Origin of the sequence: Paenibacillus sp. LjRoot56 (assembly GCF_964253335.1) — a bacterium.
Taxonomy (GTDB): domain Bacteria; phylum Bacillota; class Bacilli; order Paenibacillales; family NBRC-103111; genus Paenibacillus_E; species Paenibacillus_E allorhizoplanae.
This window is the reverse complement of sequence record NZ_CAXURV020000006.1, coordinates 124,551-147,950: the sequence shown is the minus strand read 5'-3', so window position 1 is coordinate 147,950 and position 23,400 is coordinate 124,551. Positions and strand designations below refer to the sequence as shown.

General features: G+C 43.6%; 20 protein-coding genes and 1 pseudogene. 16 read left to right on the top strand and 5 right to left on the bottom strand.

Features of this window, described 5'->3' with window-relative positions:
* Positions 1 to 43 precede the first annotated feature (43 nt).
* Together ACSQ8O_RS34075 and ACSQ8O_RS34070 are read right to left on the bottom strand one after the other, a co-directional pair.
* Positions 44 to 1,405 carry an MATE family efflux transporter gene (locus ACSQ8O_RS34075; RefSeq protein ID WP_436245320.1) on the bottom strand — a complete coding sequence of 454 codons (1,362 nt, stop codon included), beginning with the start codon at positions 1,403 to 1,405 and terminating at the stop codon, positions 44 to 46.
* A gap of 4 nt (positions 1,406 to 1,409) precedes the next feature.
* A complete protein-coding gene (locus tag ACSQ8O_RS34070) occupies positions 1,410 to 3,266 on the bottom strand; it encodes a metallophosphoesterase family protein (RefSeq protein WP_436245319.1) in 1,857 nt (618 codons plus the stop codon).
* A gap of 446 nt (positions 3,267 to 3,712) precedes the next feature.
* On the opposite strand from ACSQ8O_RS34070, the gene ACSQ8O_RS34065 reads away from it, so the two are divergent.
* The 16 genes from ACSQ8O_RS34065 to ACSQ8O_RS33990 all read left to right on the top strand — a co-directional run bounded on the left by ACSQ8O_RS34065 (position 3,713) and on the right by ACSQ8O_RS33990 (position 20,217).
* Positions 3,713 to 4,603, top strand: coding sequence for a phosphatase domain-containing putative toxin (locus ACSQ8O_RS34065; protein ID WP_436245318.1), 891 nt, complete (start codon positions 3,713 to 3,715; stop codon positions 4,601 to 4,603).
* Positions 4,548 to 6,758 (top strand): methyl-accepting chemotaxis protein, encoded by a 2,211-nt coding sequence (locus ACSQ8O_RS34060; protein ID WP_436245317.1) that lies wholly within the window; start codon positions 4,548 to 4,550, stop codon positions 6,756 to 6,758. Before ACSQ8O_RS34065 ends, ACSQ8O_RS34060 begins: the two co-directional genes overlap by 56 nt.
* Positions 6,759 to 6,852: 94 nt before the next feature.
* A complete protein-coding gene (locus tag ACSQ8O_RS34055; RefSeq protein WP_436245316.1) occupies positions 6,853 to 7,863 on the top strand; it encodes a LacI family DNA-binding transcriptional regulator in 1,011 nt (336 codons plus the stop codon).
* A 139-nt stretch (positions 7,864 to 8,002) separates the two neighbouring features.
* Positions 8,003 to 8,860, top strand: coding sequence for a phosphatase domain-containing putative toxin (locus ACSQ8O_RS34050; RefSeq protein WP_436245315.1), 858 nt, complete (start codon positions 8,003 to 8,005; stop codon positions 8,858 to 8,860).
* Positions 8,848 to 10,056: an ABC transporter substrate-binding protein gene (locus ACSQ8O_RS34045; protein WP_436245314.1), complete on the top strand. Its 1,209-nt coding sequence runs from the start codon at positions 8,848 to 8,850 to the stop codon at positions 10,054 to 10,056. The genes ACSQ8O_RS34050 and ACSQ8O_RS34045 overlap by 13 nt, the downstream gene beginning before the upstream one ends.
* 131 nt (positions 10,057 to 10,187) lie before the next feature.
* Positions 10,188 to 11,384 carry an ABC transporter substrate-binding protein gene (locus tag ACSQ8O_RS34040; RefSeq protein ID WP_436245313.1) on the top strand — a complete coding sequence of 399 codons (1,197 nt, stop codon included), beginning with the start codon at positions 10,188 to 10,190 and terminating at the stop codon, positions 11,382 to 11,384.
* Between the two features lie 24 nt (positions 11,385 to 11,408).
* On the top strand, positions 11,409 to 12,293 hold the full coding sequence (locus ACSQ8O_RS34035) for a sugar phosphate isomerase/epimerase family protein (protein WP_436245312.1): 885 nt from the start codon (positions 11,409 to 11,411) through the stop codon (positions 12,291 to 12,293).
* 44 nt (positions 12,294 to 12,337) lie between these two features.
* Positions 12,338 to 14,176 carry an ABC transporter permease gene (locus ACSQ8O_RS34030; protein WP_436245311.1) on the top strand — a complete coding sequence of 613 codons (1,839 nt, stop codon included), beginning with the start codon at positions 12,338 to 12,340 and terminating at the stop codon, positions 14,174 to 14,176.
* 6 nt (positions 14,177 to 14,182) lie between these two features.
* Complete coding sequence (locus ACSQ8O_RS34025; RefSeq protein ID WP_436245310.1) at positions 14,183 to 15,280, top strand: ABC transporter ATP-binding protein; 1,098 nt, start codon at positions 14,183 to 14,185, stop codon at positions 15,278 to 15,280.
* A gap of 64 nt (positions 15,281 to 15,344) precedes the next feature.
* Positions 15,345 to 16,118, top strand: coding sequence for an MgtC/SapB family protein (locus ACSQ8O_RS34020; RefSeq protein WP_436245309.1), 774 nt, complete (start codon positions 15,345 to 15,347; stop codon positions 16,116 to 16,118).
* Between the two features lie 33 nt (positions 16,119 to 16,151).
* Entirely contained in the window at positions 16,152 to 17,015 is an 864-nt protein-coding gene (locus ACSQ8O_RS34015; protein ID WP_436245308.1) for an HAD family hydrolase, read from the top strand.
* On the top strand, positions 16,960 to 17,754 hold the full coding sequence (locus ACSQ8O_RS34010) for an inositol monophosphatase family protein (protein ID WP_436245307.1): 795 nt from the start codon (positions 16,960 to 16,962) through the stop codon (positions 17,752 to 17,754). The genes ACSQ8O_RS34015 and ACSQ8O_RS34010 overlap by 56 nt, the downstream gene beginning before the upstream one ends.
* Positions 17,755 to 17,869: 115 nt before the next feature.
* On the top strand, positions 17,870 to 18,820 hold the full coding sequence (locus ACSQ8O_RS34005) for a metallophosphoesterase family protein (RefSeq protein WP_436245306.1): 951 nt from the start codon (positions 17,870 to 17,872) through the stop codon (positions 18,818 to 18,820).
* A 33-nt stretch (positions 18,821 to 18,853) separates the two neighbouring features.
* Positions 18,854 to 19,333, top strand: coding sequence for an MgtC/SapB family protein (locus ACSQ8O_RS34000; protein ID WP_436245305.1), 480 nt, complete (start codon positions 18,854 to 18,856; stop codon positions 19,331 to 19,333).
* Positions 19,334 to 19,490: 157 nt separating this feature from the next.
* On the top strand, positions 19,491 to 19,631 hold the full coding sequence (locus ACSQ8O_RS33995) for a hypothetical protein (RefSeq protein WP_436245304.1): 141 nt from the start codon (positions 19,491 to 19,493) through the stop codon (positions 19,629 to 19,631).
* Positions 19,632 to 19,809: 178 nt separating this feature from the next.
* A complete protein-coding gene (locus tag ACSQ8O_RS33990) occupies positions 19,810 to 20,217 on the top strand; it encodes a GNAT family N-acetyltransferase (RefSeq protein WP_436245303.1) in 408 nt (135 codons plus the stop codon).
* An 824-nt stretch (positions 20,218 to 21,041) separates the two neighbouring features.
* Here the strand turns inward: ACSQ8O_RS33990 and ACSQ8O_RS33985 are convergent.
* From ACSQ8O_RS33985 to ACSQ8O_RS33975, 3 genes and pseudogenes are all read right to left on the bottom strand, one after another.
* The gene (locus ACSQ8O_RS33985) at positions 21,042 to 21,560 is read right to left on the bottom strand and encodes a DUF3231 family protein (protein ID WP_315953462.1); all 519 of its coding nucleotides are present in this window, start codon (positions 21,558 to 21,560) and stop codon (positions 21,042 to 21,044) included.
* A 355-nt stretch (positions 21,561 to 21,915) separates the two neighbouring features.
* A pseudogene (locus ACSQ8O_RS33980) lies at positions 21,916 to 22,339 on the bottom strand (manganese catalase family protein).
* Positions 22,340 to 22,422: 83 nt separating this feature from the next.
* The gene (locus ACSQ8O_RS33975) at positions 22,423 to 22,707 is read right to left on the bottom strand and encodes a WGxxGxxG family protein (protein WP_436245302.1); all 285 of its coding nucleotides are present in this window, start codon (positions 22,705 to 22,707) and stop codon (positions 22,423 to 22,425) included.
* Between the last annotated feature and the right edge of the window lie 693 nt (positions 22,708 to 23,400).

Genomic DNA, 23,400 nt, shown 5'->3' with positions numbered 1-23,400 from the left:
TTTGGCATGTTTGTCAGGGGAGACTAACGGAATTCATACTTTCTTAGACTGTACGATTGCCCTTCTCATGAACGAAGGAGTTAGGCAGCTTTTTCATCCATTTGAAAGAGCGATATCTCGCATATAATATAAACGCCCGAATATAGTTGTCAATGGCAATCGATATCCAAACGCCAGTGAGACCTAATCCCATTCGCACACCGAGCAGATAAACCCCGATTGTCCGAATAGCCCATATACCTATTGCGGTTACGTACATCGGATATTTTGTATCTCCGCCAGCTTGCAAAACCGCAGTAAGCGACAAGATTATGCCGGTTGCAGGTTGAGAGAGCGTGTCAATGACAAGGGCTGTAGTGATGAAGGAAAGAATCGCCGCGTTGGCGGTAAAGGCTGTAGCAGTATATGGAGCGGTTATGCAAATAGCGAATGTAGAGATCGTCATGACAACAGCTGTCACAATGGTGCAGACACGGGCATACGTCTTGGCCATGCCTAGTTCACCAGCTCCAATGCTTTTCCCGATCAGAGTCGTAGTCGCCACTGATAATCCACTTCCAATGATCGTTGAGAATATTGTCAGGTTACCAGCCAAGGTGTGTGCAGCATAAATATCAGTGCCCATATGTATGATCATTCCGAAATAAATTAACTGACCGAACCTCATGAACAAGCGTTCTAGCCCTGTTGGGATGCCAACTTGAATTAGACCTTTAAGAATCTTTAGCTTCGGCTTCCACATGGCAAAGGAGTTGAGTAATAATGATTTTTGATTCAGCGAACGAATCAATAATACCGCCCCGAAGCATCTCGCCAAGACGGTTGCCATGGCTGCGCCGATAATACCGAAACCCTCGAAAAAAAGGCCGAAAACAAGCACATATTCCACACCAATATGGAAAATATTCATCATAAGTCCCACTCGCATGGGCGTTTTCGTATCGCCTTGTCCACGTAGGATAGCGCCTAATGAGTACATGAGGGAAATTAAAAAAGAAGGAGCGGCAACGATTTTGAAATAAAGGATTCCCTTCGCGGTCACTTCGCTATCTGCGCCCATAAACGATAGTAATGGTTCGGCAAAGATAAGGGAAAGGACACCGAGAATAAATCCCGCTGCACAGGACATAATCAAGCTTTGCACAATCAGAAATTTAATTGTGTTTGGCTGCTCCGCTCCTGAATAGCGGCTAATGAAAATGGTCGTAGCGGTGGAAAGTGCTAAAAAAATGGCGAAATAAATTTGTATCATATTGTTAGCTACGCCCACAGCTGCAACTTCAGTGAGTCCGAGCTTGGCAATAAACAAGGTGTCGATGAAACCGACTAAGCTTTGGAGAGCATTCTCGATGATAGCCGGAACCGCCAGAGAGAGCAACGTCATCAGTGCAGCAGAGTTTCTCATCGTATCAATGGTCGAGAGATCTAGTAACCCAAAGCTCTAATTGCTGACGTCCCCAAACTGTATCATCTTTCGCATGAACGGCAAATCCGCAGGATAAGCCTTCTGCTGCTGGGATCAAGGAGCTTCTCGATAAAGCTGAAGCGTTCCCTTGAATATGAGGGAGACGTATTGGATTGCTTCCAGGCCTGTCCCAATAAAAAACGTTCCCCTGAACCAGAGCTGCCAGCTTCTGATCTCCCAAGCATAGGAGTTGATATGAGAATAAGTCCGGTTTCCCAGCAATTGCAGTGTCTTGAAACGGAAAACGATGAACTACTTCAAAACCATCCAAACTCCATTGCAGGAAATGGATCCTATTTTCACAGAAAATGGCTGCTGCTTGGGTTCCTCCCCAAATGTCAAAATATAGAAGGTCCTCGAGTTCAAAATGAGCATTAGTGCTAACTCCGTCCCATTTCCAAAGTGTCCCATCTTCGCATAAAATCCACAAATATGCCCCGTCAGCTATAAGTTTATGAGGCTTGGCTTTCAATATAATTCGTTTGGGAATGTCACCGCCATCTTTTAATGGAAAGAATCGCTGAATTGTGTAACTGAATGCGATCCAAATGCCTCCGTCTGGATGAGGAGCCATACATTGCACGGGCTCCTCGATCAACCACTTTTGTTGTGGCCATTCGGCCTCGAAGCTTCGCGTAAAACGCCAAGGACTTGATAAATGGGACAGACCCACATAATTATCCCAAGACAGCCATAAATAATCGCCTGATACGGCGAGCGCTTGTAATGGTTCTCCGATATGTAAGCTCCCTATGACAGCTTCTACACCTGCTTCTACTTCCCATGTGAACCCATCGCGCGTAGATACGAAATACTTGTCGGGCTCTATGGGATGAAGGCCGTATGGTAGGGCTGCTTGCTCACCAACTGAACAGAACATGCTTCGTTCAAGAATTGTTCTGGAATCCGGAATAGGTACTGACAATAGAGGAAGAGGCTGCCATTTGTTTGAATGAATCATTGAACTTAGCGAGTCGTCGTGCGAGAAAGCGCCTTCGTTCGTGATGGAACGCTGCACGTGATCCAGGGTAAGAACCTCTATTCTATTGCTGGATATATCAATAATGCGGGAAATTCTTGATTCATCGCGCGTACAGGTGCCATGAACGCCTGTGAGGAAGAAGTGAGTGCCATTTCGAAAGGTATGGGAATCAGTGTAGCTGTGACCAAGGTGATAATGAGCGGAGAACCACATGACGATTTCTGGATATTGTTCATAAAGCTGCCTCCAACGATACGGCTCGTGATTTTGGTCCAAGTAAGCATTTGTTGATTTAACATGAACACGAGGGACGGTGCGCAGTCCGCAGCCGATTGGAGGAGCATGTGTAAAGAAGATGACGGGGACACCACGTCTCCTATCCAGTTCAGTAACAAGCATCTTGAATTGATCATCCGTCGCAAAGCATTCTTGCAAGCTGTAACAGGAGTCTACCGGCTGAGGTTCCGTAGAAGCAAAAAACAACCTGAAATCATCAAACTCCACGACCCCATATGGCTTATCCAAATGAAACATCCGCAGGAATTCAGATTCCATGGTGCCTTTGAGTTGGTAAGAATTCCCCGATTCCCGCTGCAAATCATGGTTTCCTAAGATGGGTCGTATTGAAGCGGTAAGCATATCGAAAAAAGGTTTCACTTCAAGGAGTCCTTCAATACTGCCGATACGTTCTCGGCTGCCGAAATCTCCGAGTGGTATAACTAGATCGGGATCGGTGCTGTTAACGTCTTCCATTGCTTTGCGGGTCAACTCATAATTATTCGGATCTAAGTGAAAATCGCCAATTACTATGATTCTCATCAGCATGCCTCCCCAATTCAAATTTTAATATGAAGATTATCAGCATTTGATGAGTGCGTCAATACTAGGTTAACCGGTTTCCTGAATACAATCAATTTTCCCGGAAAAGAGCGTGTTCGGAGTGAAAAACTAATGGTTGACAGTAAAAGGAGGAATAAGATAATATATTGGTAACGTTACCGGAAACGTTACCAAAATTTCGGAATTACCCTTAAAAGGGAGTGGTTATCTAATTTGATGGTCATTTCGAACTAAATATGCAATTCATTACGATTATCTCCTGAACTGACCTGTCAGGAAATTATTACGACAAGGTAAGCGCTAACCTAATTGATTGCAAAATGAACCGCTTATTTAGCTCGGCAGTTATCGAATTTAAGAGTCATACATAAATAAACTGCGAGCTCGCATGAATGCATGTTTACTTGAGGAGGGGGATGTAGCACATGAGCACCAATGAAGAGCAGTTGAACGATGAAGGGAAAACCAAGGCCCGACTTCTGATTGATGTGAATAACATTGATACGCTGCCTAAACGGTTTCGTATGACAACAACACCGGTTCAAGCCGGGGAAGTCGATCTACCTGATCTGACGGGATTAGCAGAACTGAAGGCATCGGGGAGCGGAATGTTTTCCCAAAAGGGACTTCGATGCATGAACGAAACTATTGGTCATAAACCTCTTATGATTATTGATCTGCGTCAGGAAAGCCACGGTTTCGTAAACGGGATGGCGGTTAGTTGGTACGGCATAAATAATAACACAAATAAGGGCTTGAATGATGAAGATGTACGAGTGGAAGAGCGTTGGCTACTAGACAATCTAGCAGCAACGCCGGAGATTACTTTTGACCTATTGGAAGGGAAATCCGTTCAATTAGAAGGTCCTGTGACTGGTTCCAAGACAGTGTTGACCGAAGAAGAACTGGTGATGGGAGAAGGTTTGAGTTATCGGCGATTTTTCGTTTCAGATCATCATCGTCCGCTCGATATTGTTGTTGATCAATTTATTACATTCGTGAAAGCGCTCTCGCCCGATGTGTGGCTGCATTTTCACTGCCGTGGAGGCGTAGGCAGAACGACCTCATTCCTGCTCATGTACGATATGCTGTGCAATGTTGGAAAGGTTCGCAAGGATGACATTATATGCAGACATATTCAAATTGGCGGTAAAGATATGACGGATGCGGATCCGAATGATGTACTCAAATATGGTCCGGCTATGGAACGACTCGCTTTTATTCATATGTTCTACGATTATTGCATTCATAACTATCGGGATGGTTATTCAACGAGTTGGTCAGATTGGCAAGCCATCGCTGAATCGGCATCCTGAGCAGATGAGCACTTTAACTAAGCTTAACCTTGAAGTGGATGAACAGATTTCACGAGGATCTCAGATGTTCAAGCCCGCTATGCGATTCTTGAACAGATTGAGCTTTTTACAAAAATTTATGCTGGTTGGCATGATCTTCATGGTTCCAGTTATTGTATCTGCTTATTTATTCATTTCAGATGTAACGGATAATATCCGGTTTACTTCCAATGAAGCGGGTGGTATTGAACCGATAACGCTTTTGGCAAATCTTCAGCTTGAAATTGAGACGCATCGCAGTTACTCAGTTCGATATTTGAACGGCATGACCGCAATGAAGTCGAAAATGGATGAGCAAAAGTCAGCCGTTGAAAAGAAGCTGGAAGCACTAAAAAATTGGAACGATATACATGGAGAGTTGTATAAGACGAAAGATCTTTGGAAAATCCTTCAGGAGGATTGGTATTACACCAAGCTTCAAATGGATAAAGCTGGTTATAGTCAAGGTATCGATGCGCATAAGAAATTGATCCGCGATATCGAGGATTTCTCGAGACAAGTTGCTGACGTATCTCAGTTAAATGTAGAAGCGCACCCGCAAGTTCGTCTTTTGTTGAATTCTGCGAATCAATTGCTTGTACAAATCGAGAAGACGAATTTGCTGTCCTCTGTAGGGCAGAGCGCAATTGCGACTAGAGCGCTTTCTGATGTTAATATGAAAATATTGACGGAAGAAGCGACGTTCAAGCAGCTGCTGCTGATTAAATCGAACTGGGAGGCTCTCCCTGACAAGAGTGGGAAAAGAACGCTGGAACAGACACATGCCGCGTTTCAGCAAAGCAATTATCAATTAGTAAATAGTGTACAGCGGCTGCAGCTTTCAAAGGATAAATCCGCTGCTTTTGAAGGAGCAGACGACTTTGCGCAAGTGGGCGAGATGGCCTTGCAGACCGGAGCGGGGTTGTATCGAGCGGTACTGAAACAGTTGGACCGAAGCGTACAAGACAAATTAACGACTTATCGCTGGCAGCGAAATTCTCTGTTAGGCATTGCGTTAGGGTTTATCGCACTTAACCTGTATTTGTTCTTATCCCTGTATATGTCTATTCGCCGGACAGTGCGACAATTAGCTGCATGTTCATCAAAGATGGCTTCCGGGGATTTGACTGTCCGAGTTCCGTTAGAATCAAGGGATGAGCTTCGTACGGTGTGCGAATCCTTTAATGGCATGGCTGATTCCTTCACGACGATGATCGCAGCTAATCTCAAAGCGTCTGAGGAAATGTCCGCATCTGCTTATCAATTGATGCTTGGCTCATCCATCTCCGCTCAAACGAGCAAGGACATCTCTATGTCGTACACAAGGATAGCTGGAGGCGCACGTACACAGCTAGGATATGCAAAGCAGTCAGCTGAGCAAATGACAGAAATGGCCTTAGGCATTCAACATGTGACCAAGAGCACTTCCTTCGCTTCAGAGGAAGCGATGAAAACATCTCATGAAGCGGAGACAGGCCTTGCGTCGATTTATGAAGCGGTTCAGCAAATGGGGCTGATCAAGGATTCTGTCAGTCGGATGGAAGATTTAATACATCATTTTGAAGCCAGCTCGGCAGAGATAGGCAAGTCCGTGAGTGATATTCGGGATATTTCAACCCAAACCAATCTACTTGCGTTGAATGCTGCTATTGAGGCAGCTCGTGCTGGCGAGCATGGTAGAGGTTTTGCTGTGGTTGCGGCCCAGGTGCGAAAGCTCTCAGAGCAGTCTAGGGCAGCTGCGGGACGGATTACAGGCGTGGTTCGAGACATTCAACAAACAGCAGCCTCAACCGTTATTCGCATGAAGGATGGCGTGGTGGAGGTTGATAAAGGAATTCGACTCGTGGATCAGACGGGCAACCAATTCAAAGGCGTGCTGCAAAGCGTTGAGCATCTTTCAGGGTTGATACAGAGTATTTCCGCTACTTGCGAGCAGTTCACAAGCCATACAGATGAAGTAGCAGGCTCACTTCAAGAGATGCTTTTGATCGCGCAAGAGGCTTCCGCTAGCGCGGAACAAGTGTCTGAAGCGTCTTCCGTGCAGCTCGTTACTGTAGGGGAGCATCTGGAATCTGCGAAAGATCTCGAAAATTTATCAAAGCACCTACAGAAAAGTATGAGGAAGTTTACCATCTAATCAGCTGATCAATGTTTCGGTTGACATGATGATAGGCCATGACTTACAATTTTGGTAACGTTACCGGAATCGTTACCAAAGGAGATCTACTACTATGCCAACAATTAAAGATGTAGCCAAACATTTAGGTGTATCTGTATCTACTGTATCCAGAGCATTGAATAATCATCCTGATATCAAGCAGGATACGAAAAATGAAGTTTTGGAAGCGATGAAGCGAATCAATTACACACCTAATGCTGTAGCTAGAAGCTTGATTAGCCGCAAATCTAATACCATAGGATTAATGATTCCCGATATTACAGACCCCTTCTTTTCTGCAATGGCGCACGATGTTGAAGAAGTTCTTTCGGACAATGGCTATCAAGTTGTTTACGTAAATACGTCACGAAGATCAGAAAAAGAGAAGCGATTTCTAACCAGTGTCATGGAACGGAAGATGGATGGCATTATCGTAACACCGGATTTTTTGGATGATGAAGCTTTAGATATGCTGCGCCGCTTAGAAATTCCTGTGGTGTTCCTACGCCGAAGACCGCCTCAAGATTTGGATATGCCATTTGTTGATGTTGATCATTATGAGGGTGCTTGTCATGCGATGGATTATTTCTTTTCACTGGGACATTCTCGAATCGGGTTTATGGGTATGCCGAAGTATTCGTTTACCGGTCAGGAACGATATCGGGGTTATGTGGACAGTATGAAGAAACACGGATTAGAGCCACACCCAAATGGTATCGTTTGGGACGGACGAACAATAGAATGCGGGTCTAGAGCCATGAGCAAGCTGATGGGAGAATATCCTTCGATGACAGCTGTATTTGCTGCAAACGACTTGCTTGGCATTGGTGCCCTGGAATGGTTAGCAGAGAATAAACTATCCGTGCCAGAGCGTATGAGTGTAATTGGCTTCGATAATTTGGAAGTCTCAGATCTTCACTGGATCAAACTAACAACTGTTGCTCAGCCACGCAAGGAAATGGGCCGTAAGGCGGCTGAAGTGCTTCTACAGATGTTGACGGAGAACAAGTTGACAGCGCAATCGATTTTGTTACACACCAAACTTATCATTAGAGAAACCTGCACTTCCGCAATAGACAATTAAATACGAGAGGAAGCCTTCAGGATTTCTCTTATTAGATGAAATGTGAACGCTTACTTTCCTGCGCAATTCGAGATAGAAATCAAAGAGAGGGGAAGTGGACCCGGTGGAAAGCACTCATGTAGAGGAACATAACATACGGTTGATAGTTGAAAGTATAGGCGATAGCCTAAGGCTTCCTAAACGGTTTCGGATGTGCGTTGATGATTTAGAAGCCGGCATGGAATCGCTGCCTAATCTGAGTGGCTTCAGAGAACTTCGTGCCTCAGCGAGTGGACAATATGCCAGGCAGGAGTTGCGGGCGATGAAAGGCGCAATCGGCGAACATCAAATTGTGTTAGTGGATCTGCGCCAGGAAAATCACGGTTTTGTGAACGGGATGGCCGTGAATTGGCATGGCTTGCATAACGGGGCAAACAAAGGGTTAAGCAATGATGAGGTGCTAATAAAAGAAAACGGGCTTCTAAACGGACTAAGTCGGCAAGCTTCGATCACTTTCGATACGTTGAAGGGAAAGTCGATTGATATCGGCGCACCCGTAAATGGAGCGAAAGAGATTCTGAGCGAGGAAGAACTTGCTGCAGCAGAAGACTTCATGTATAAACGTTTTTTCGTTACGGATCATCATCGGCCTTTGGATCACGAGGTGGATCGTTTCATTGATTGGGTTAATGAGCTTCCTAATGGTGTATGGGTGCATTTCCACTGTCGTGGCGGTGTGGGTCGAGCAAGCACGTTTTTCTCCATGTATGATATGATGCGCAATGCAGGAAATGTAGCCTTCGAGGATTTGACAGAGCGTCAACGGCTTATTGGCGGCAGGGATTTTAAGAGAATGGATCCAGAAGATACATACAAGTATGAGCAAGCTGTGGAACGATTGAAGTATATTAAACAATTTTACGATTATTGCAAGGACAACATCGGAGATGACTATCAACGTTCTTGGTCAGAATGGATTGCAGAAATAGGAAATGAGGACCTCGCATGCAAAGAATGATACGAATACAACGTGCTGCTGGCAGATCGGCTCTTGTGATCAGTGTATGCTCAATCATGCTCGCTTTAAGCGCTTGTGGATCGAACGAAACAGGCGGTACCTTGGCACCTAGCGCATCGACAACGGCATGGGCTGAGAAAGTAGGGCTTAACAAGACGGAAACTTCCGAAGAATTATACGCGAAAGCAAAGGAAGAAGGCACGGTTGTTATTTATTCCATGTCCAGCCGGATCAGCGATGTCAAGGATTCGTTCGAGAGCAAATATCCAGGTGTCAAGGTTGAGGCCTATAACATCAGCGCGGTTGATATGTTGGAGAAACTAATTCGCGAGCATGGGGCAGGAGTTAACAACGCGGACGTTATTTTTACCAAGGATACGGGCGGTACGTTTACTACCGAGCTGTTGAAAAAAGGCATTGTGCACAAATATATGCCTAGCGATATCGTTAGCAAAATGTCGGAGCCATATAAAAGCCAAGTCGAAGGATTGGTTCCGTACATAGAGATCAGAGGCATTTTCTATAATAGCGATGTGTATAAAACGCCGCCAGTTACGAACTGGTGGGATCTAACCCTACCAGAATGGAAGGGCCGTGTCATGTTGAGTGATCCTATGAAATCGGCAGATACGATGGATCTGTTTCTGGCTATGGTGCAGAATGCGGATGACATGAAACAAGCCTACAAAGAGAAGTTTGGCAAAGAGATTGAACTGAACGGGTCACCTAATGCAGGCTATGAATTTATCCGGAGGCTCTCTAAGAATGATCTGGTTCTTACGAATTCAGGCGGTGATATTGTCAAAGCGGTTGGTAAGGTAGGACAGTCTAAGCCGCCGATAGGTCTTGCCGTATCCACGAAGCTCAGGGAAGCGCAGGGGCAAGGCTTGAAGCTGGGCGTTTCATACGATGTAAAGCCAAAGGTGTCTCAGGCTGAGCAGGCGCTGCTCTATGTTGGCGATCAGTCCAAACATCCGAATGCAGCGAAGCTTTTGATCCGCTGGATGGCGGGCGGCGCGGATGGAAAAGACGCAGGGTTGAAACCGTTCAATATTTCTGGATCCTGGCCAACACGCTCTGATGCTATACCGGTCGAGGAACTGCCGCTTTCAAAACTGAACGTCTGGAAGTATGACCCTATTAACTTTTATGAGAATGGGCCGAAGATTAGGGACTTTTGGTTGAAGCAGCAGTAATACACAGCATCGCACACGAACTGAAGACGAGTGCACTGAATTCCGGAATGAAAACGCATTCACATTACAAGTTCAGAGAATTTTGGTTGAAGATGCAGTAGTTCAGTAAAAAATCCAGGAAGAGGTGTTTTATGAATAAAGTGAGGAATTTTTCCGCATTATTACTAACCTTCACCATGGTACTTGCAGCATGCAGCAATTCAACTTCAACCGAGCAGAACAAATCGACGGCAGCAAAAGTAGAGTCTAAGAAATCCGAGTGGGCTGAGAGTGTCGGTCTTTACAAAACGGAGACTGCCGACGAGCTCTACGAAAAAGCAAAAAAGGAAGGCAAAGTCACTGTATATTCGACATCTGGCAGAATCAATGATGTGGAGAAGACGTTTGAAAAGAAATATCCAGGGATCGAAGTAGAAACGTTCGATCTCAAGTCTAACGTCATTATGGATAAGATGATCCGTGAGCAGGATGCCGGTGTCTTTAACGCAGATCTTATCCTAACGAAGGAAGTCGGCGGTGGAATTGAAGAGGAGCTCGTCAAAAAGGGCCGTGTATTCAAATATTTGCCGAGCGATATTGCGGAGAAAATATTTGAGCCTTGGAGAAGCAAGAGTATCGCATTCGTGCCTTACCTAGAATTCCGTACCTTGTTTTATAACACAGAGCAGAATAAAACACCTCCGGTTACAAATTGGTGGGATTTGACCACGCCAGAGTGGAAAAATCGGGTATTGATGGTTGACCCTTTGCAATCTCCCGCACAGATGGATATGTTTGTCGCTTTTGTAGCTAATTCCGATGATATGGCGAAAGCATATAAGGAAAAGTTTGGCAAAGATATCGTGCTGAATGGCACGAAAAATGCGGGCTATGAATTTTTACAGCAATTTTATAAAAATGTGATTTTGGTCAAAAGCAGCACTGACGGTCAAGATGCAGTAGGCAAGGCGTCTCCGAACAAACCGGCTCCCGTATTTATCGGTGTTTCTGGCGACATTCGTAAAATGGCGCAAAACAACTTGAAGGCAGACATCGTTTGGGATCTTAAACCGAAGCTTTCTGTTGTCGATGAGGGAATGCTGTTCGTAGCGAACAAAGCACCACATCCCAATGCAGCGAAGCTGCTTATGCGATGGATGGCAGGGGAAGCAGACGGTAAAGGCGAAGGAACAGTGCCATTTAATGAGATTGGGTCTTGGATGACTCGCTCAGATTTGCCTACCAAAAACACGAAAAAAATAAATGAAATTAATGTTTGGCAGTACGATAGCGAGAAATTTTATCCCATCTATCAGGATGTTGTGAATTTCTGGATTAAAAATCAGTAACAATTTCGGATTGGAGTGTGGAACATGCTAGGATTTTCAATACAAGCACCAGTATTTCTTGGCAAGCCGAGTAAAGACAGCACGAATGACTTGATTGCGCACTACGAAAATGAGGAGCAGCTTCTGCACGCTTTAAAGTCAGCAGGCGTCAGATCTATTGAGATCCGAATCCTTCCGCGAGGAGCAGAAGAACGTGCATACCGCGATTTGATTCAACGGATTTGGGATGCCGGTTTGCAAGTTACGATTCACGGTCATGTGGCGGGGGAGCTTCCGGGCTCCCGCTTTTCCGAAATTTATCCTTCAATGCGTTATATTTTAAAGCATTTTCACAAATACCAAAGCGATTTGACGATGGCGCTTCACGCGTTTGATGCGAAAACAGGCTCGGAGGAAGAACTTCACCAACAGACAGTCCGACTGCTGCATGAATGGGTCGCAATGATCCATGCAGAGCAGCTGCCTTTGAAGATTGCTGTAGAAAACAATCGAAAAAAATCTATCAAGGTGGATCCGGGAGATTCCATTGACGGTGTACTTCGAATTGTGAACGAGGTGGATAGCCCTAGCGTGGGCATTACGTGGGATATGGGACATTACTATTCGAACCTCATGGACGAACGAGGCCTCAAGTCAGCACCTGAAGAACATTTGTTGGATCTTCCACCCGATGCTTTTTTGAAGAAAGTGTATCACACACATATTCACGGACTAGGTCAAACAGGTACGCATAATCCTCTGACGCAGGCGAGAAGCTTGCCTTTGGAACTTTATGTTTCCGCTCTCAAACGAGCAGGCTATCAAGGTATTTATAATCTAGAGCTAACGATGAACAAATTTGATATGGACCAAACGCTCAGCGAGCACGTTCTGGCTTCCATTCAAAGATTGAAAGAGGCCACATCATGAACCAACATTATAGGAATGCCGGTTTGAAAAGGGGGGCATAGCCAGTGAGCAAGCTTGAATTAACGAAACGGCCCGTTTCCAAATTTACGATGACTAGGGCAAAGAATATATTGAAAAGCATGGTTACGAATCCCTTGCACCTAATTAGTCTAATTGCCATCATTTTCTTAGGATATACCATTGTTATTCCCATGTGGGAAATCGTTTCGCATACTTTAACGTGGCATCCAGAGGACCTCCGCGCCAATAGGGATGCGATTCCTGGCAATTTAACCTTGTATCATTGGGCGCATGTGATGTACAGCGATATCAGCACGTCAATCTTTTATAAGCCGCTGTTGAACTCTTTCAACATCGCCCTGTTTGTTTCTTTCTTTTCGCTGATAGTTGGCGGCGGTTTAGCATGGTTGGTAACACGTACTGATCTGCCTTTTAAAAAGACGTTTGCCTTTCTGGCTATTATTCCTTACATGCTGCCATCCTGGATCAAATCGTTTGCGTGGCTTATCGTATTTAAAAACGATCGCGTCGGCGGCACGCAAGGCATGCTGCAATATGTATTCGGAATTAATCCGCCAGATTGGGTTTCCTACGGCTTCTTACCGATTTCGATCGTGCTCGTAGGTCATTATTATACCTTCTTTTATTTGCTGATTGCTGTTTCACTCAGCTCGATCAACAGCAGTTTGGAGGAAACAGCGGATATCCTGGGGGCAAGCCGATTTACAATTCTTAGGAAAATTACGTTCCCGCTTGTGCTCCCGGCAATCTTATCCGCATTAATTCTGACTTTTTCTAAAAGCATGGGGACATTCGGTGCAGCTGCCTTCCTTGGACTCCCTGTCAAATATTATACGATCGCCACGATGTTATACGGAAGTATGAAAAACAGAATGATTTCAGATGCCTACGTACTTAGTCTTATTCTGATCATCATTTCGTCATTGACCATTTACATCAACCAGCGAGCCATTGGTAAACGCAAAAGCTATGCTACCATCGGAGGCAAAGATTCGCGCAAAAATTTGAATCCGCTTGGTATTTGGAAGGCGCCTTCTGTGATACTGGTCTTTCTGTTCATGTTTAGTGCGGGAATATTCCCAATGCTGCTCCTACTGTGGCAGACCTTCATGCTCCAAGACGGCAACTACAGTTTAAGCAATCTCACTACACATTACTGGTTCGGCGATTCGGATTTCTCGATTGCTTCCGGCGAGGTAGGCATCTTGAAGAGCGAAACTATTTTGCTCGGATTGAAAAATTCACTAACCATCGCATTTGTGGCTGCTTCGGCTGCAGCGGTGATGGGTCTGATTTTCGGTTATGTGATCTCGAAAAACAGAAAAACGCTTTCTGGCAAGCTGGTTGAGCAGCTTTCGTTTATGCCTTATCTGATTCCGGGCATTTCCTTTGCTGCAATCTACCTATCCATGTTCGCACAGCCCAAGCTCTTGCTACCTGCACTGTATGGGACGCTCGCACTTGTCATTCTGATTACGATCGTCAAAGAACTGCCGTTTGCGACGAGATCTGGAACAAGTACGATGCTGCAGATCAGCGGCGAGCTGGAGGAGGCGGCCAAGCTTCATGGCGCTTCATGGCCTCGAAGATTTCTTAGTATTATGATGCCGCTTAGCCGCAAGGGCTTAATTAGCGCTTTCCTGCTTCTGTTTATTAGCGCAATGAAGGAGCTCGATTTGATTATCTTGCTCGTTACCCCCAAAACAAGCACACTGACGACACTTACATTTCGGTATGCGGAGAAGGGCTACCAACAGTACGCCAACGCAATTGTAATCATTATTATTGCTTTAATTATGATTACTCATTTCATCGCAACGAAGTATGGAAAAGCAGATCTTTCGAAGGGCATAGGAGGTTAGGTTCACATGAGCGGTATTAAACTTACAAAAGTTAACAAGTACTTTGACAACAATCATATTTTGAAAGATCTGGATCTTTACATTGAGGACGGCGACTTTATGACGCTTCTTGGACCGTCCGGTTGTGGAAAGACAACAACGCTCCGTGTTATCACTGGTTTGGAAAATCCAGAAGAAGGAATTCTGACGATTAATGGCAAGGAAATGGTGAACGGTGCAAAAAATTATTACGCACCGCCTTCCAAGCGCGGGCTGAACCTGGTGTTCCAAAGCTATGCACTCTGGCCTCACATGACGGTATTTGATAATGTGGCATTTGGTCTTTCCATTAATAAGATGCCTAAGGCAGAGATTCGTTCCAAGGTCGAAAGTGCTCTGGAGAAGATGCGAATTAGTAAATACAAGGATCGTTATCCATCGGAGCTATCTGGAGGTCAGCAGCAGCGGGTAGCGATTGCCCGGGCAATCGTTACAGAACCTAAGATATTACTACTTGACGAACCTCTATCCAACCTCGATGCCAAGCTAAGGCTGGAGATGAGAGCGGAGCTCAAAAGGCTGCATCGGGAACTGAAAACGACGATCGTTTATGTCACGCACGATCAGGTTGAGGCGCTGACCATGTCTACCAAAATAGCGGTTTTCTTTGAAGGCAACCTCGTACAGGTGGATACACCTCGCAACATTTATCGACATCCGGTAGATTTGCGTGTAGCCGATTTTATTGGAAACCCAAAGATCAATTTCATTGACGCTACCTGTACCTATGAGGAGGGAGCGGCTATTACCGAATCGGAGCTGGGGAGATTGGTTATACCGTGTGCAAAGCCACAATCAAGCACAGTCGTATTGTCGATCTATCCTGAGGATATCCGGATTTCAGAAGAGAAAGTGGAGGGGGCTATTCCTCTTATTGTTTATTCCGTTATGCCTGCCGGCTCGGAAACCTTAATTCAACTGACGACAAGTCCTGAAAATTTACTGCTCGTGAAAGTGATTGGTGAACTAGACTATCCGGTTGGCAAAACGGTGTGGGTAACGTTACAGCTTGACAAGGTCAATCTATACGATAAAGAAACAGGCATGCTAGTTAATGAGGGATGATCATATCCTTTAGCGTCCTAGGGGCTAAATCGCCACAATTCTAATTGGACGGGAGATTATTTAAATGGGCGACGTTCATGGAAATGTTTGGGAAATAACGCACCTAGAATTGGTATTTCGAATGATATTGGCCGTTGTACTTGGTGGATCCATCGGAATCGAAAGAGAATGGAGCAACCATGCTGCCGGATTTCGGACCCATATTCTTGTATGCCTAGGTTCAGCTACCATCATGCTGCTATCGATTTACGGATTCTCACAATTCGTTAATGAGACGAACGTCAGGGTAGATCCGGCGCGCTTAGCCGCACAAGTGATTAGCGGTATCGGTTTCCTTGGAGCGGGTGCAATTATGCGCAATGGAAATATAGTGAAAGGCTTAACCACGGCTGCTTCCGTTTGGGTTGTGGCCGGAATTGGTTTGTGTGTTGGTTCCGGTTTTTATATGGGGGCTATCCTTTCCACTTGCCTAGTTTTAATCAGCCTCTATGTGCTGAATAAGTGGGAGAAACACATGCTTCTCCACAGACGACCACAAGAGGTTGAACTGGAAATTATGGATTTCCCTGGTGCGCTTGGTCGAATTGCTTCTACTTTGGGTGAGCATGAGATTCAAATTGCCAATGTGAAAATTCGACAAGGTGAAGAAAGTGTTGGAGAAAATGACATCCCAACGATGCACATATGTTTTAGCCTCAAAATCAATAAACAAGAAAAGCTCTTAGTAGCCTGCGAAAACATTTCCGAGATGGATTTCGTTTTATCGATGGAGGCTGCCAATTTTCAAATGCAGAAAAAACAGATCATGAATAGCCGAAGCGGCTCATTATCTATATAAACAGATACAAGATGGATAGGTGGCGAAAGACTGGTGAATCAAACAGTATTAGTTTCAGACCTCGATGGGACGTTGCTTAATAAGGATCAGCAAATTAGTCAGCAAAATATAGCGGCAATTCGAATATTCCGTGAGCTTGGAGGAATATTCACCTTGGCCACGGGAAGAATGGAAGCGGCTGTTGCGCCATTTATTAAGGAGCTGAACCTAGACGTACCCGTAATTCTTTACAATGGAGCTAGGATTTATAATCCAATTACGAAAGAAGTGCTTTACGATAAACATCTTCCCTTAATGCAGGAGCTGTGGCAGCAAATTATAAACAGTTTAACCGACGATGTAGGACTATTTGTTTATCGAGACGGCAGAGTATATACGCCTAATAGGAATGACATCGTGAAAAAGCATGAAGAGAAAGATAAAGTGATGTGTTCATTGCTTACTGAGAATAGCGTCATGGATAAGATTACTAAGCTGCTGCTCATTTCCTCCGATCTTAGTATGCTGAAGGCTATAGAACAGCTCGTTCAAGACCATGGTATGCCTAATGAAATCGTATATTCGGAGTGGAATTATTTGGAGATACTTCCGCCTGATGTTTCAAAGGGAAATGCCTTGCAATCACTTTTGCGCATTCTATCTATTGAAAATGCGTATACGATGGCCGTTGGTGATAATTTAAACGACATCTCTCTTATACAAAGCGCTGATCGGGGTTATGCCGTCGAGAATGCGCATCCCGATTTAAAAAAAGTTGCTGATGATATAACCATTCATCATGAGCAACATGCTATTGCAGCGATCATTAAAGATTATTTTATCGAGCAGGGAGTGACATTGGATGAACCATTTGGAGATTGCGCAAGCGATGGCGAAAATAGCAGGCGAGATGATTAAGTCAAAGATGGGTAGCGGTTTTATCACGGAGGACAAAAGCTCCAGCTTCGATGTTGTGACAGAAGTAGATAAAGCTTCTGAACAATTAATCAGAAACGGTATTCTCGAGAAGTTCCCATCGCATAAATTTCTAGGAGAAGAAGAATCATTCCTTAATGAGAAGCCACTTGACGAGTTGCTGAAGGGAGCGTCAGAGGAGCCTTATCTATGGATCGTGGATCCGATTGACGGAACCAGCAATTATGTGCAGGGTATTCCAGGCTTTACCGTGTCGATAGGACTGGTCTGTTATGGACAGCTTCAACTAGGTGTCATTTATGATCCATGTGCAGATGAATTGTTCTGGGCGGAAAAGGGGAAGGGCGCGTTTCTTAACGGACAACCCATTCACGTATCCCCTTCGAATGAGTTAGGGCGCAGTGTTATTGCTACAGGATTCCCTTCGAAAATGGAAGCGCGCAGAGCGGTTTATGAAGGTCTTGGACGATTGCTTGAGCAATGTCGAACAATTCGATCTCTTGGCTCTGCTGCTAGACATTTAGCTTACGTTGCATCTGGAAGATTGCACGCATTTTGGGAAAATGGCTTAAACGCTTGGGATATTGCTGCTGGGGTACTTATCATTCAAGAAGCCGGGGGCAGGGTGACTGATACGAAAGGGAACGCCTATAGTTTGCTTACGACAGACGTTGTTGGAAGCAATGGAAATCTTCACGAACCTATACTTCAATGTTTATAAGAAAAGAAAATAAGGTTAACTGCAATCACTATACTAAGTATGGAAAGGATAGCGCTTAACTCATTCGTAGTGCTGTAATCAGGCGCAGGATGAATGCTGTAATCGGTAGGCTACTATGCTGAATTTCCGGAGAGATGGAACGTTTACAATCGTACAATTGACGGATTTGCATTGGAAAGATGGAGGCACGGACGATACTTGCACTCAGGATCTTGTACGTCAGATACTCATTGCAGAGAGACCGGACCTCGTTATAATTACGGGTGATGTCATTGATAAGAAAGAATGTCGCGATCCGTTGCGTTCTTTTGAGATTGCGCTTGAGTCGGTTTGTGAATCGGGCATTCCATGGGCATTCGTTTTCGGAAATCATGAGTATGAATGCGGGACAGATCCTCTGCTATTTGCGGCATTGTTAAAGCGCCTGCCTAATTGTCTGTATGAAATGGGACCGGAGAATGTGCGCGGTTATTCCAACTACTCACTTCCCATCTACGGTTCCCACTCTGTTAGTGTGGAAGCTGTGCTATATCTTCTGGATTCAGGCAGTAAAACAAACATGGATTTCGGAGGTTCAGATTGGATACACTGGAGTCAAATCGCATGGTATCGTAGTGAATCCGAACAATTTCGGGTAAAACACGGAGAGGAACCGCTGCCATCGCTAGCTTTTTTTCATATTCCGCTGCCGGAATACGACGAAGTGTGGACACATCATGTGTGCTTTGGGAACAAGTTTAAGAAAGTGTCCTCCCCGAAAGTTAACTCTGGTTTATTTGCCTCCATGGTGGAAATGGGTGATGTTATGGGGACATTTGTTGGGCATTGCCATTTGAATGACTATTACGGAGAGCTGCACGGTATTCGACTTTGTTACGCGCGTTTAAGTGGCATAGGCGCTAAGGGGCCAATTGGTTATGCACGCGGAGCAAGGGTTATACGATTGTATGAAGGAGAACGCGCTTTCGATGTATGGCAGCGGCTAGAAGGTGGAGTCATGCTCGACAAGCAACCTGAACACACACCAGACGGCATCCACGTTTTATTACAGGAATTCAAGGAGTAAGGGCTTAGGGGTGATCGTAACGGAGGTGTTAGCTTGTTCCAGTTGTGGCATATTCATATAGGCGGTATTACCATAAGATTGCTGCTGTCTGTTGTTTTTGGAGGGGCTATTGGGTTGGAGAGAGGCTGGCGAAATCGCGATGCTGGATTCCGTACGCATATATTGGTTTGTATAGGTTCTGCTCTATTCATGATGCTATCCATATTCGGCTTCAGCGACCAGCATGTCGATATGTCCAACCGTCCTTTAGATCCTAATGTGGAGCCTAATTTACTCGCTGATCCCTCTCGTCTTGCAGCTCAAGTTGTAAGCGGTGTAGGGTTTCTTGGAGCAGGTATGATTATGCAAAATGGCAAAACGGTATTTGGACTTAGTACGGCAGCCTCGATCTGGATCGTTGCAGCTATAGGTTTATGCATGGGTGCAGGTTTTTACTTCTGTGGTATCACAGCTGCAATTATGGTACTGAGTGTACAGATTATGTTAAGAAGGTTTGAGGGATCAGGCCAATAAGATAGATTTGGTTTAAGTGATTAGATAGCCACCCGCTTGGGTGGTTTTTTATGTAACGGGAGTTTACTTGAGTAATCATTCGAAAAATATTGATAGTAATTTTCCTGTTTCGTTTGCTATAATTCCATAAAATGGTCATTGGAATGGAGTTGGTTTAATGAATATTATGTTTGTATGTACCGATAATTTTACTCGAAGCGTAATAGCTGAATTTTGTATGAAGGATTTTCTTCGCAGAAATAGTAAGACTTTAATTAAGGTTGCTTCCGCAGGAATAAGAGCATATAGACACCACTGATTTCAAAAGAACACTTTTTGATGAAAATCACTTTAAAGTGAGCAATACAATCGTGAAATCCCATTTGGGTAGGGGAGTTCCACTATGTGGTATTATTGAAGTGAACATTTGTGAATTAGATTGAATAAATTAGTGAGCTTATTTCTGCGAATTTAATTTTAGCCTGAGGGAGTAGTTTATGAAAATAGTTTTCGCATCTGATTCGGATTATGAATACATAAAAGAGCGAGATCATCACATTCTAGAAAACTTAATTATACCAAAGATAAGACAGAATGAAATATTCATCTTAAAGAATGACGATCATGACATTATTGGATGGATGCGTCACAGTTATTTTTGGGATAATACACCGTTCATGAATATGATTTGGATCGACGGCCCATTTCGAAATAATGGAGCTGGAAAAAAGGCAGTTCTCTTTTGGGAAGAAGAGATGAAAAAAAAAGGATTCAAATTAGTGATGACTTCCACTTTGGCGAATGAAGAGGCTCAACACTTTTATAGAAAATTAGGATATAAGGATTCGGGATGCTTATTACTTGAGAATGAACCGATAGAAATTCTATTTACAAAAACTCTTTAGCTTAAGCAGTGATATATTATGCAAAAGGGAATCGATAGCTTGCAGCCGGCTAATACGATCGGCTGGCGATCCTGCGCTAAAGGTAGGACAGTGATTATCACAAGACTGCTCATGAGAGAGTGTAGGAAGCCAACTTGAACCAGTAAATCCCATTGCAAGCACAATGTTAACAATGGGATAATTGATATGTATCCTTCGTTGTGAAAAACTGAAAGTTGGTGAAGGTTAGCTGGAAACCCTAGTTGGTATACTTGGTCGATTCATCGGATGGCTAGTAATTGAAATCATCATTGACTGTTTCTTTAAATTATTAGGATTTATTATTGGGAAAATCATTTCTTTAATTACTTTATTGTCAAAAGGCATATATAAAGTTTTTAAAGTGCAATAAACTCTATGCAACATCAGTCGATGGTGCTATTTCATATGCCATCAGAGCGTAAAGGAAGCAATGTACTGGGGAATTCTAATCCACTATGATTAAACTAACGAGGAACTAGGGCTCATTAATAACATTAATGACCGCTGAGTAAGCGGTGGAGAGGTTTGACCGGTTATTCAACCCTAAGTGAATATGTCCTACTATAGACCATTTTAATCCTGTGGATACACCCAAGTCGGATATTGTTTAGTTGCCTTTCCGTTTTGACGGAAACATGGCTAACCTCGATTGGAATGACGAATTAAAGACTATGTATAAATGTATCTCTAAAAAAATAAGGCTCAAAAGTGAAACAGCTTCCTCATCTTTCGAGGAAGCTGTTTCTACTTATCTATGCCTAATTTCACAAATTATATTACCATCTCAATAGATTTAGATCAAACTAAGCATTAACGGTCTCAGGTCTTTTTATTTGTAGTGGAGGAGGAACAAGCCAACCTTTTTCTTTGCTCATCTCCAGTATTTTAAGGCCTATTGCTGTTTTAGTTATGTGGTATTTTGCAAATAAAGCACCTATATCCACTCTAATTGATTGGCCCATAGCTTGACTGCAGGCAACTAATCCCAATGAAACGTCAGCTGCAATTTTGGCTGCAATTTCGGGATCAGCGAATCTTGCCCCGACGGGGATGTCTTCGAGCTTTACTGGTGGTCGTTCTGGCAACATTGGAATTGTGGCAATTCCGTTATCAATCAGCACTTTATCTAATTCTTTAATTTCAAGATTTGCTTGATCAATAAGACCGTCGAGTACCTTTTTAAGATCTTTGTCACCTGAGTGATTTAAATAAGCTTGATAACAGGATACAGCTCCTTTAGCCACTGTGGATGCTGTCCATACACTAAAGATTTCGCCGTAGTGTAGAGGTTCATCTTTTGGATTACCGCTTAAAATTCCCATATGAGTGTAGCTCCTTTTTTTTTAATTTAATGACTTGATTATCATTATCCATTTGTTCCTTTAAAATTCATGTGTTCCGTCGATTTACCCTCAACCGTTAAAATTTCAACACTTGCAATAAGTGCCCTATCCTTATCTCGAAATAGCAAGGATGTGTCCAGCCTGGTGTATGGATCATCGCCATCCAATACAGCGCTTATATTAACGATCTGATTAGTATAGCAGAATAGAAAATGGCTAACCTCATCACCAACACTAGATGAAGTATTCAATAATGACAACAACTAGAAAAAGTCTATCAATATTTATAGGCTTACTCCTGCTGATACAGGAGTAAGCCTATAATATGAAAGCTTTAAAAATTCATATCTTGCAATCCTGGGCTATGCTCATTTGGCATGTCAGGCAAGTTAAGCACTGGGAATCCCAATGGTGGCGTGATAATTAATAGCTGGCCTTTATTTCTACTTGGTGATGCACCTTGGAAGACCTCACCAATGCGCGTATCATATCACTAATTAAATTACCATGTGAATACACCCATGAGCCATTATTTTGAACTAGTACCATATGGGCAATTTCTTCTAAAAATACGCCACGGATTAAGTCACGGTATTGTGTAGCTTTGCCTCGGTAATTAGAGCTTTGAAAAGAATATTGAGTTATAGTTCTCATCTCACCAAACTGTCCGCCTAGAGCTTCTTGTAAAACTTTAGCTGCTGCTGGTCTGGTTGGTCTGGAACAATTCGATTAATCAGTTCTTCTTTATAGTAATACATAAATTCACTCATTTCCTATGATTAAAATTTTTGAAAATAACCGCCATAGAATTGGCGGTTATTAAATATTAAAGTTTTGTCGGTTAGGTATGTTCACGATTCCGCTTTTTCAAACCAGCTAAACCGACTAACCCTAGAAGGCCAAGCCAGCCCCAATTGGTATCATTGTCATCAGTAGCAGCATTAGTTCTATAAGTAGGTGTTGAATTTGTCCCGTAACTATTAGTAGTCGTCGTACCGTTAACTGAGCCATATCCGTTATTTACCGATCCAGTCATACCTGTATTATCCGCGGCCCTCGATACTCCTGTACACAACAGAAACATAAAACAGATACTTAAAAAAAACATAAAGACCTTCTTTTTCATTTGGCTTCTCTCCTTCATACAATTTGTTTACACGTTTGTTTTCTCCTTTATGTAAATCAATTATACGAATGAGAGATTACCAAGTAGTCCACTAAATGGAAGGTGTAGATTGTTCCGACAAACATATAATATTGATGTTCCAATTACTTAAGATAGGTGGGCTAAAGTCATGACGAACCTAAAAAAGAGTCAAGCATAATTATAGTGCTAATATTCCAAATGGTATCGTAAATACGACATTCGGGATGTAACGGATTTGGTGAAAGTAAAATGCCGCCAACCCACCTTTTTAGATCGATTTTTAAATTGCCCAGTTTATGGAAATGTAACCACTTATAGAGTCAAGAGGATGATAAATTGAAATAGGGTGAACTTGCGGAGACCGTAGCATAAATGACAGGTGAGGTCATTACGCTCCCTCGGTATGATTTAATTTCCTCACGCAAGCTCGTCTATTCGCAGGATTTTATCCTTAAGATTTTAGATGATGAATGAAAGATAGCGAGATAAATTAGGATGTTTCGTTAAAAAGGCATGAGGGAACAGAGGTGGAGTTGAATCACACATTCATTCCAAATACTGCACGTATTCTCCAGGGTGCCCTTAGCGATGTTCACTCCCACGTCGGGTGGGTCAAAGCCCTTCATTCCTTCGTCACATCTATTTAAGGGGAGGAGGTCGGTCTTTCTAACG

Bases quoted from the DNA above. Each gene is read 5' to 3' on its own strand.
- ACSQ8O_RS34075 (WP_436245320.1), bottom strand. From the start codon at position 1,405: ATGAGAAACTCTGCTGCACTGATGACGTTGCTCTCTCTGGCGGTTCCG.
- ACSQ8O_RS34070 (WP_436245319.1), bottom strand. From the start codon at position 3,266: ATGAGAATCATAGTAATTGGCGATTTTCACTTAGATCCGAATAATTAT.
- ACSQ8O_RS34065 (WP_436245318.1), top strand. From the start codon at position 3,713: ATGAGCACCAATGAAGAGCAGTTGAACGATGAAGGGAAAACCAAGGCC.
- ACSQ8O_RS34060 (WP_436245317.1), top strand. From the start codon at position 4,548: ATGGTTATTCAACGAGTTGGTCAGATTGGCAAGCCATCGCTGAATCGG.
- ACSQ8O_RS34055 (WP_436245316.1), top strand. From the start codon at position 6,853: ATGCCAACAATTAAAGATGTAGCCAAACATTTAGGTGTATCTGTATCT.
- ACSQ8O_RS34045 (WP_436245314.1), top strand. From the start codon at position 8,848: ATGCAAAGAATGATACGAATACAACGTGCTGCTGGCAGATCGGCTCTT.
- ACSQ8O_RS34040 (WP_436245313.1), top strand. From the start codon at position 10,188: ATGAATAAAGTGAGGAATTTTTCCGCATTATTACTAACCTTCACCATG.
- ACSQ8O_RS34035 (WP_436245312.1), top strand. From the start codon at position 11,409: ATGCTAGGATTTTCAATACAAGCACCAGTATTTCTTGGCAAGCCGAGT.
- ACSQ8O_RS34025 (WP_436245310.1), top strand. From the start codon at position 14,183: ATGAGCGGTATTAAACTTACAAAAGTTAACAAGTACTTTGACAACAAT.
- ACSQ8O_RS34020 (WP_436245309.1), top strand. From the start codon at position 15,345: ATGGGCGACGTTCATGGAAATGTTTGGGAAATAACGCACCTAGAATTG.
- ACSQ8O_RS34010 (WP_436245307.1), top strand. From the start codon at position 16,960: ATGAACCATTTGGAGATTGCGCAAGCGATGGCGAAAATAGCAGGCGAG.
- ACSQ8O_RS34005 (WP_436245306.1), top strand. From the start codon at position 17,870: ATGCTGAATTTCCGGAGAGATGGAACGTTTACAATCGTACAATTGACG.
- ACSQ8O_RS33995 (WP_436245304.1), top strand. From the start codon at position 19,491: ATGAATATTATGTTTGTATGTACCGATAATTTTACTCGAAGCGTAATA.
- ACSQ8O_RS33990 (WP_436245303.1), top strand. From the start codon at position 19,810: ATGAAAATAGTTTTCGCATCTGATTCGGATTATGAATACATAAAAGAG.
- ACSQ8O_RS33985 (WP_315953462.1), bottom strand. From the start codon at position 21,560: ATGGGAATTTTAAGCGGTAATCCAAAAGATGAACCTCTACACTACGGC.
- ACSQ8O_RS33975 (WP_436245302.1), bottom strand. From the start codon at position 22,707: ATGAAAAAGAAGGTCTTTATGTTTTTTTTAAGTATCTGTTTTATGTTT.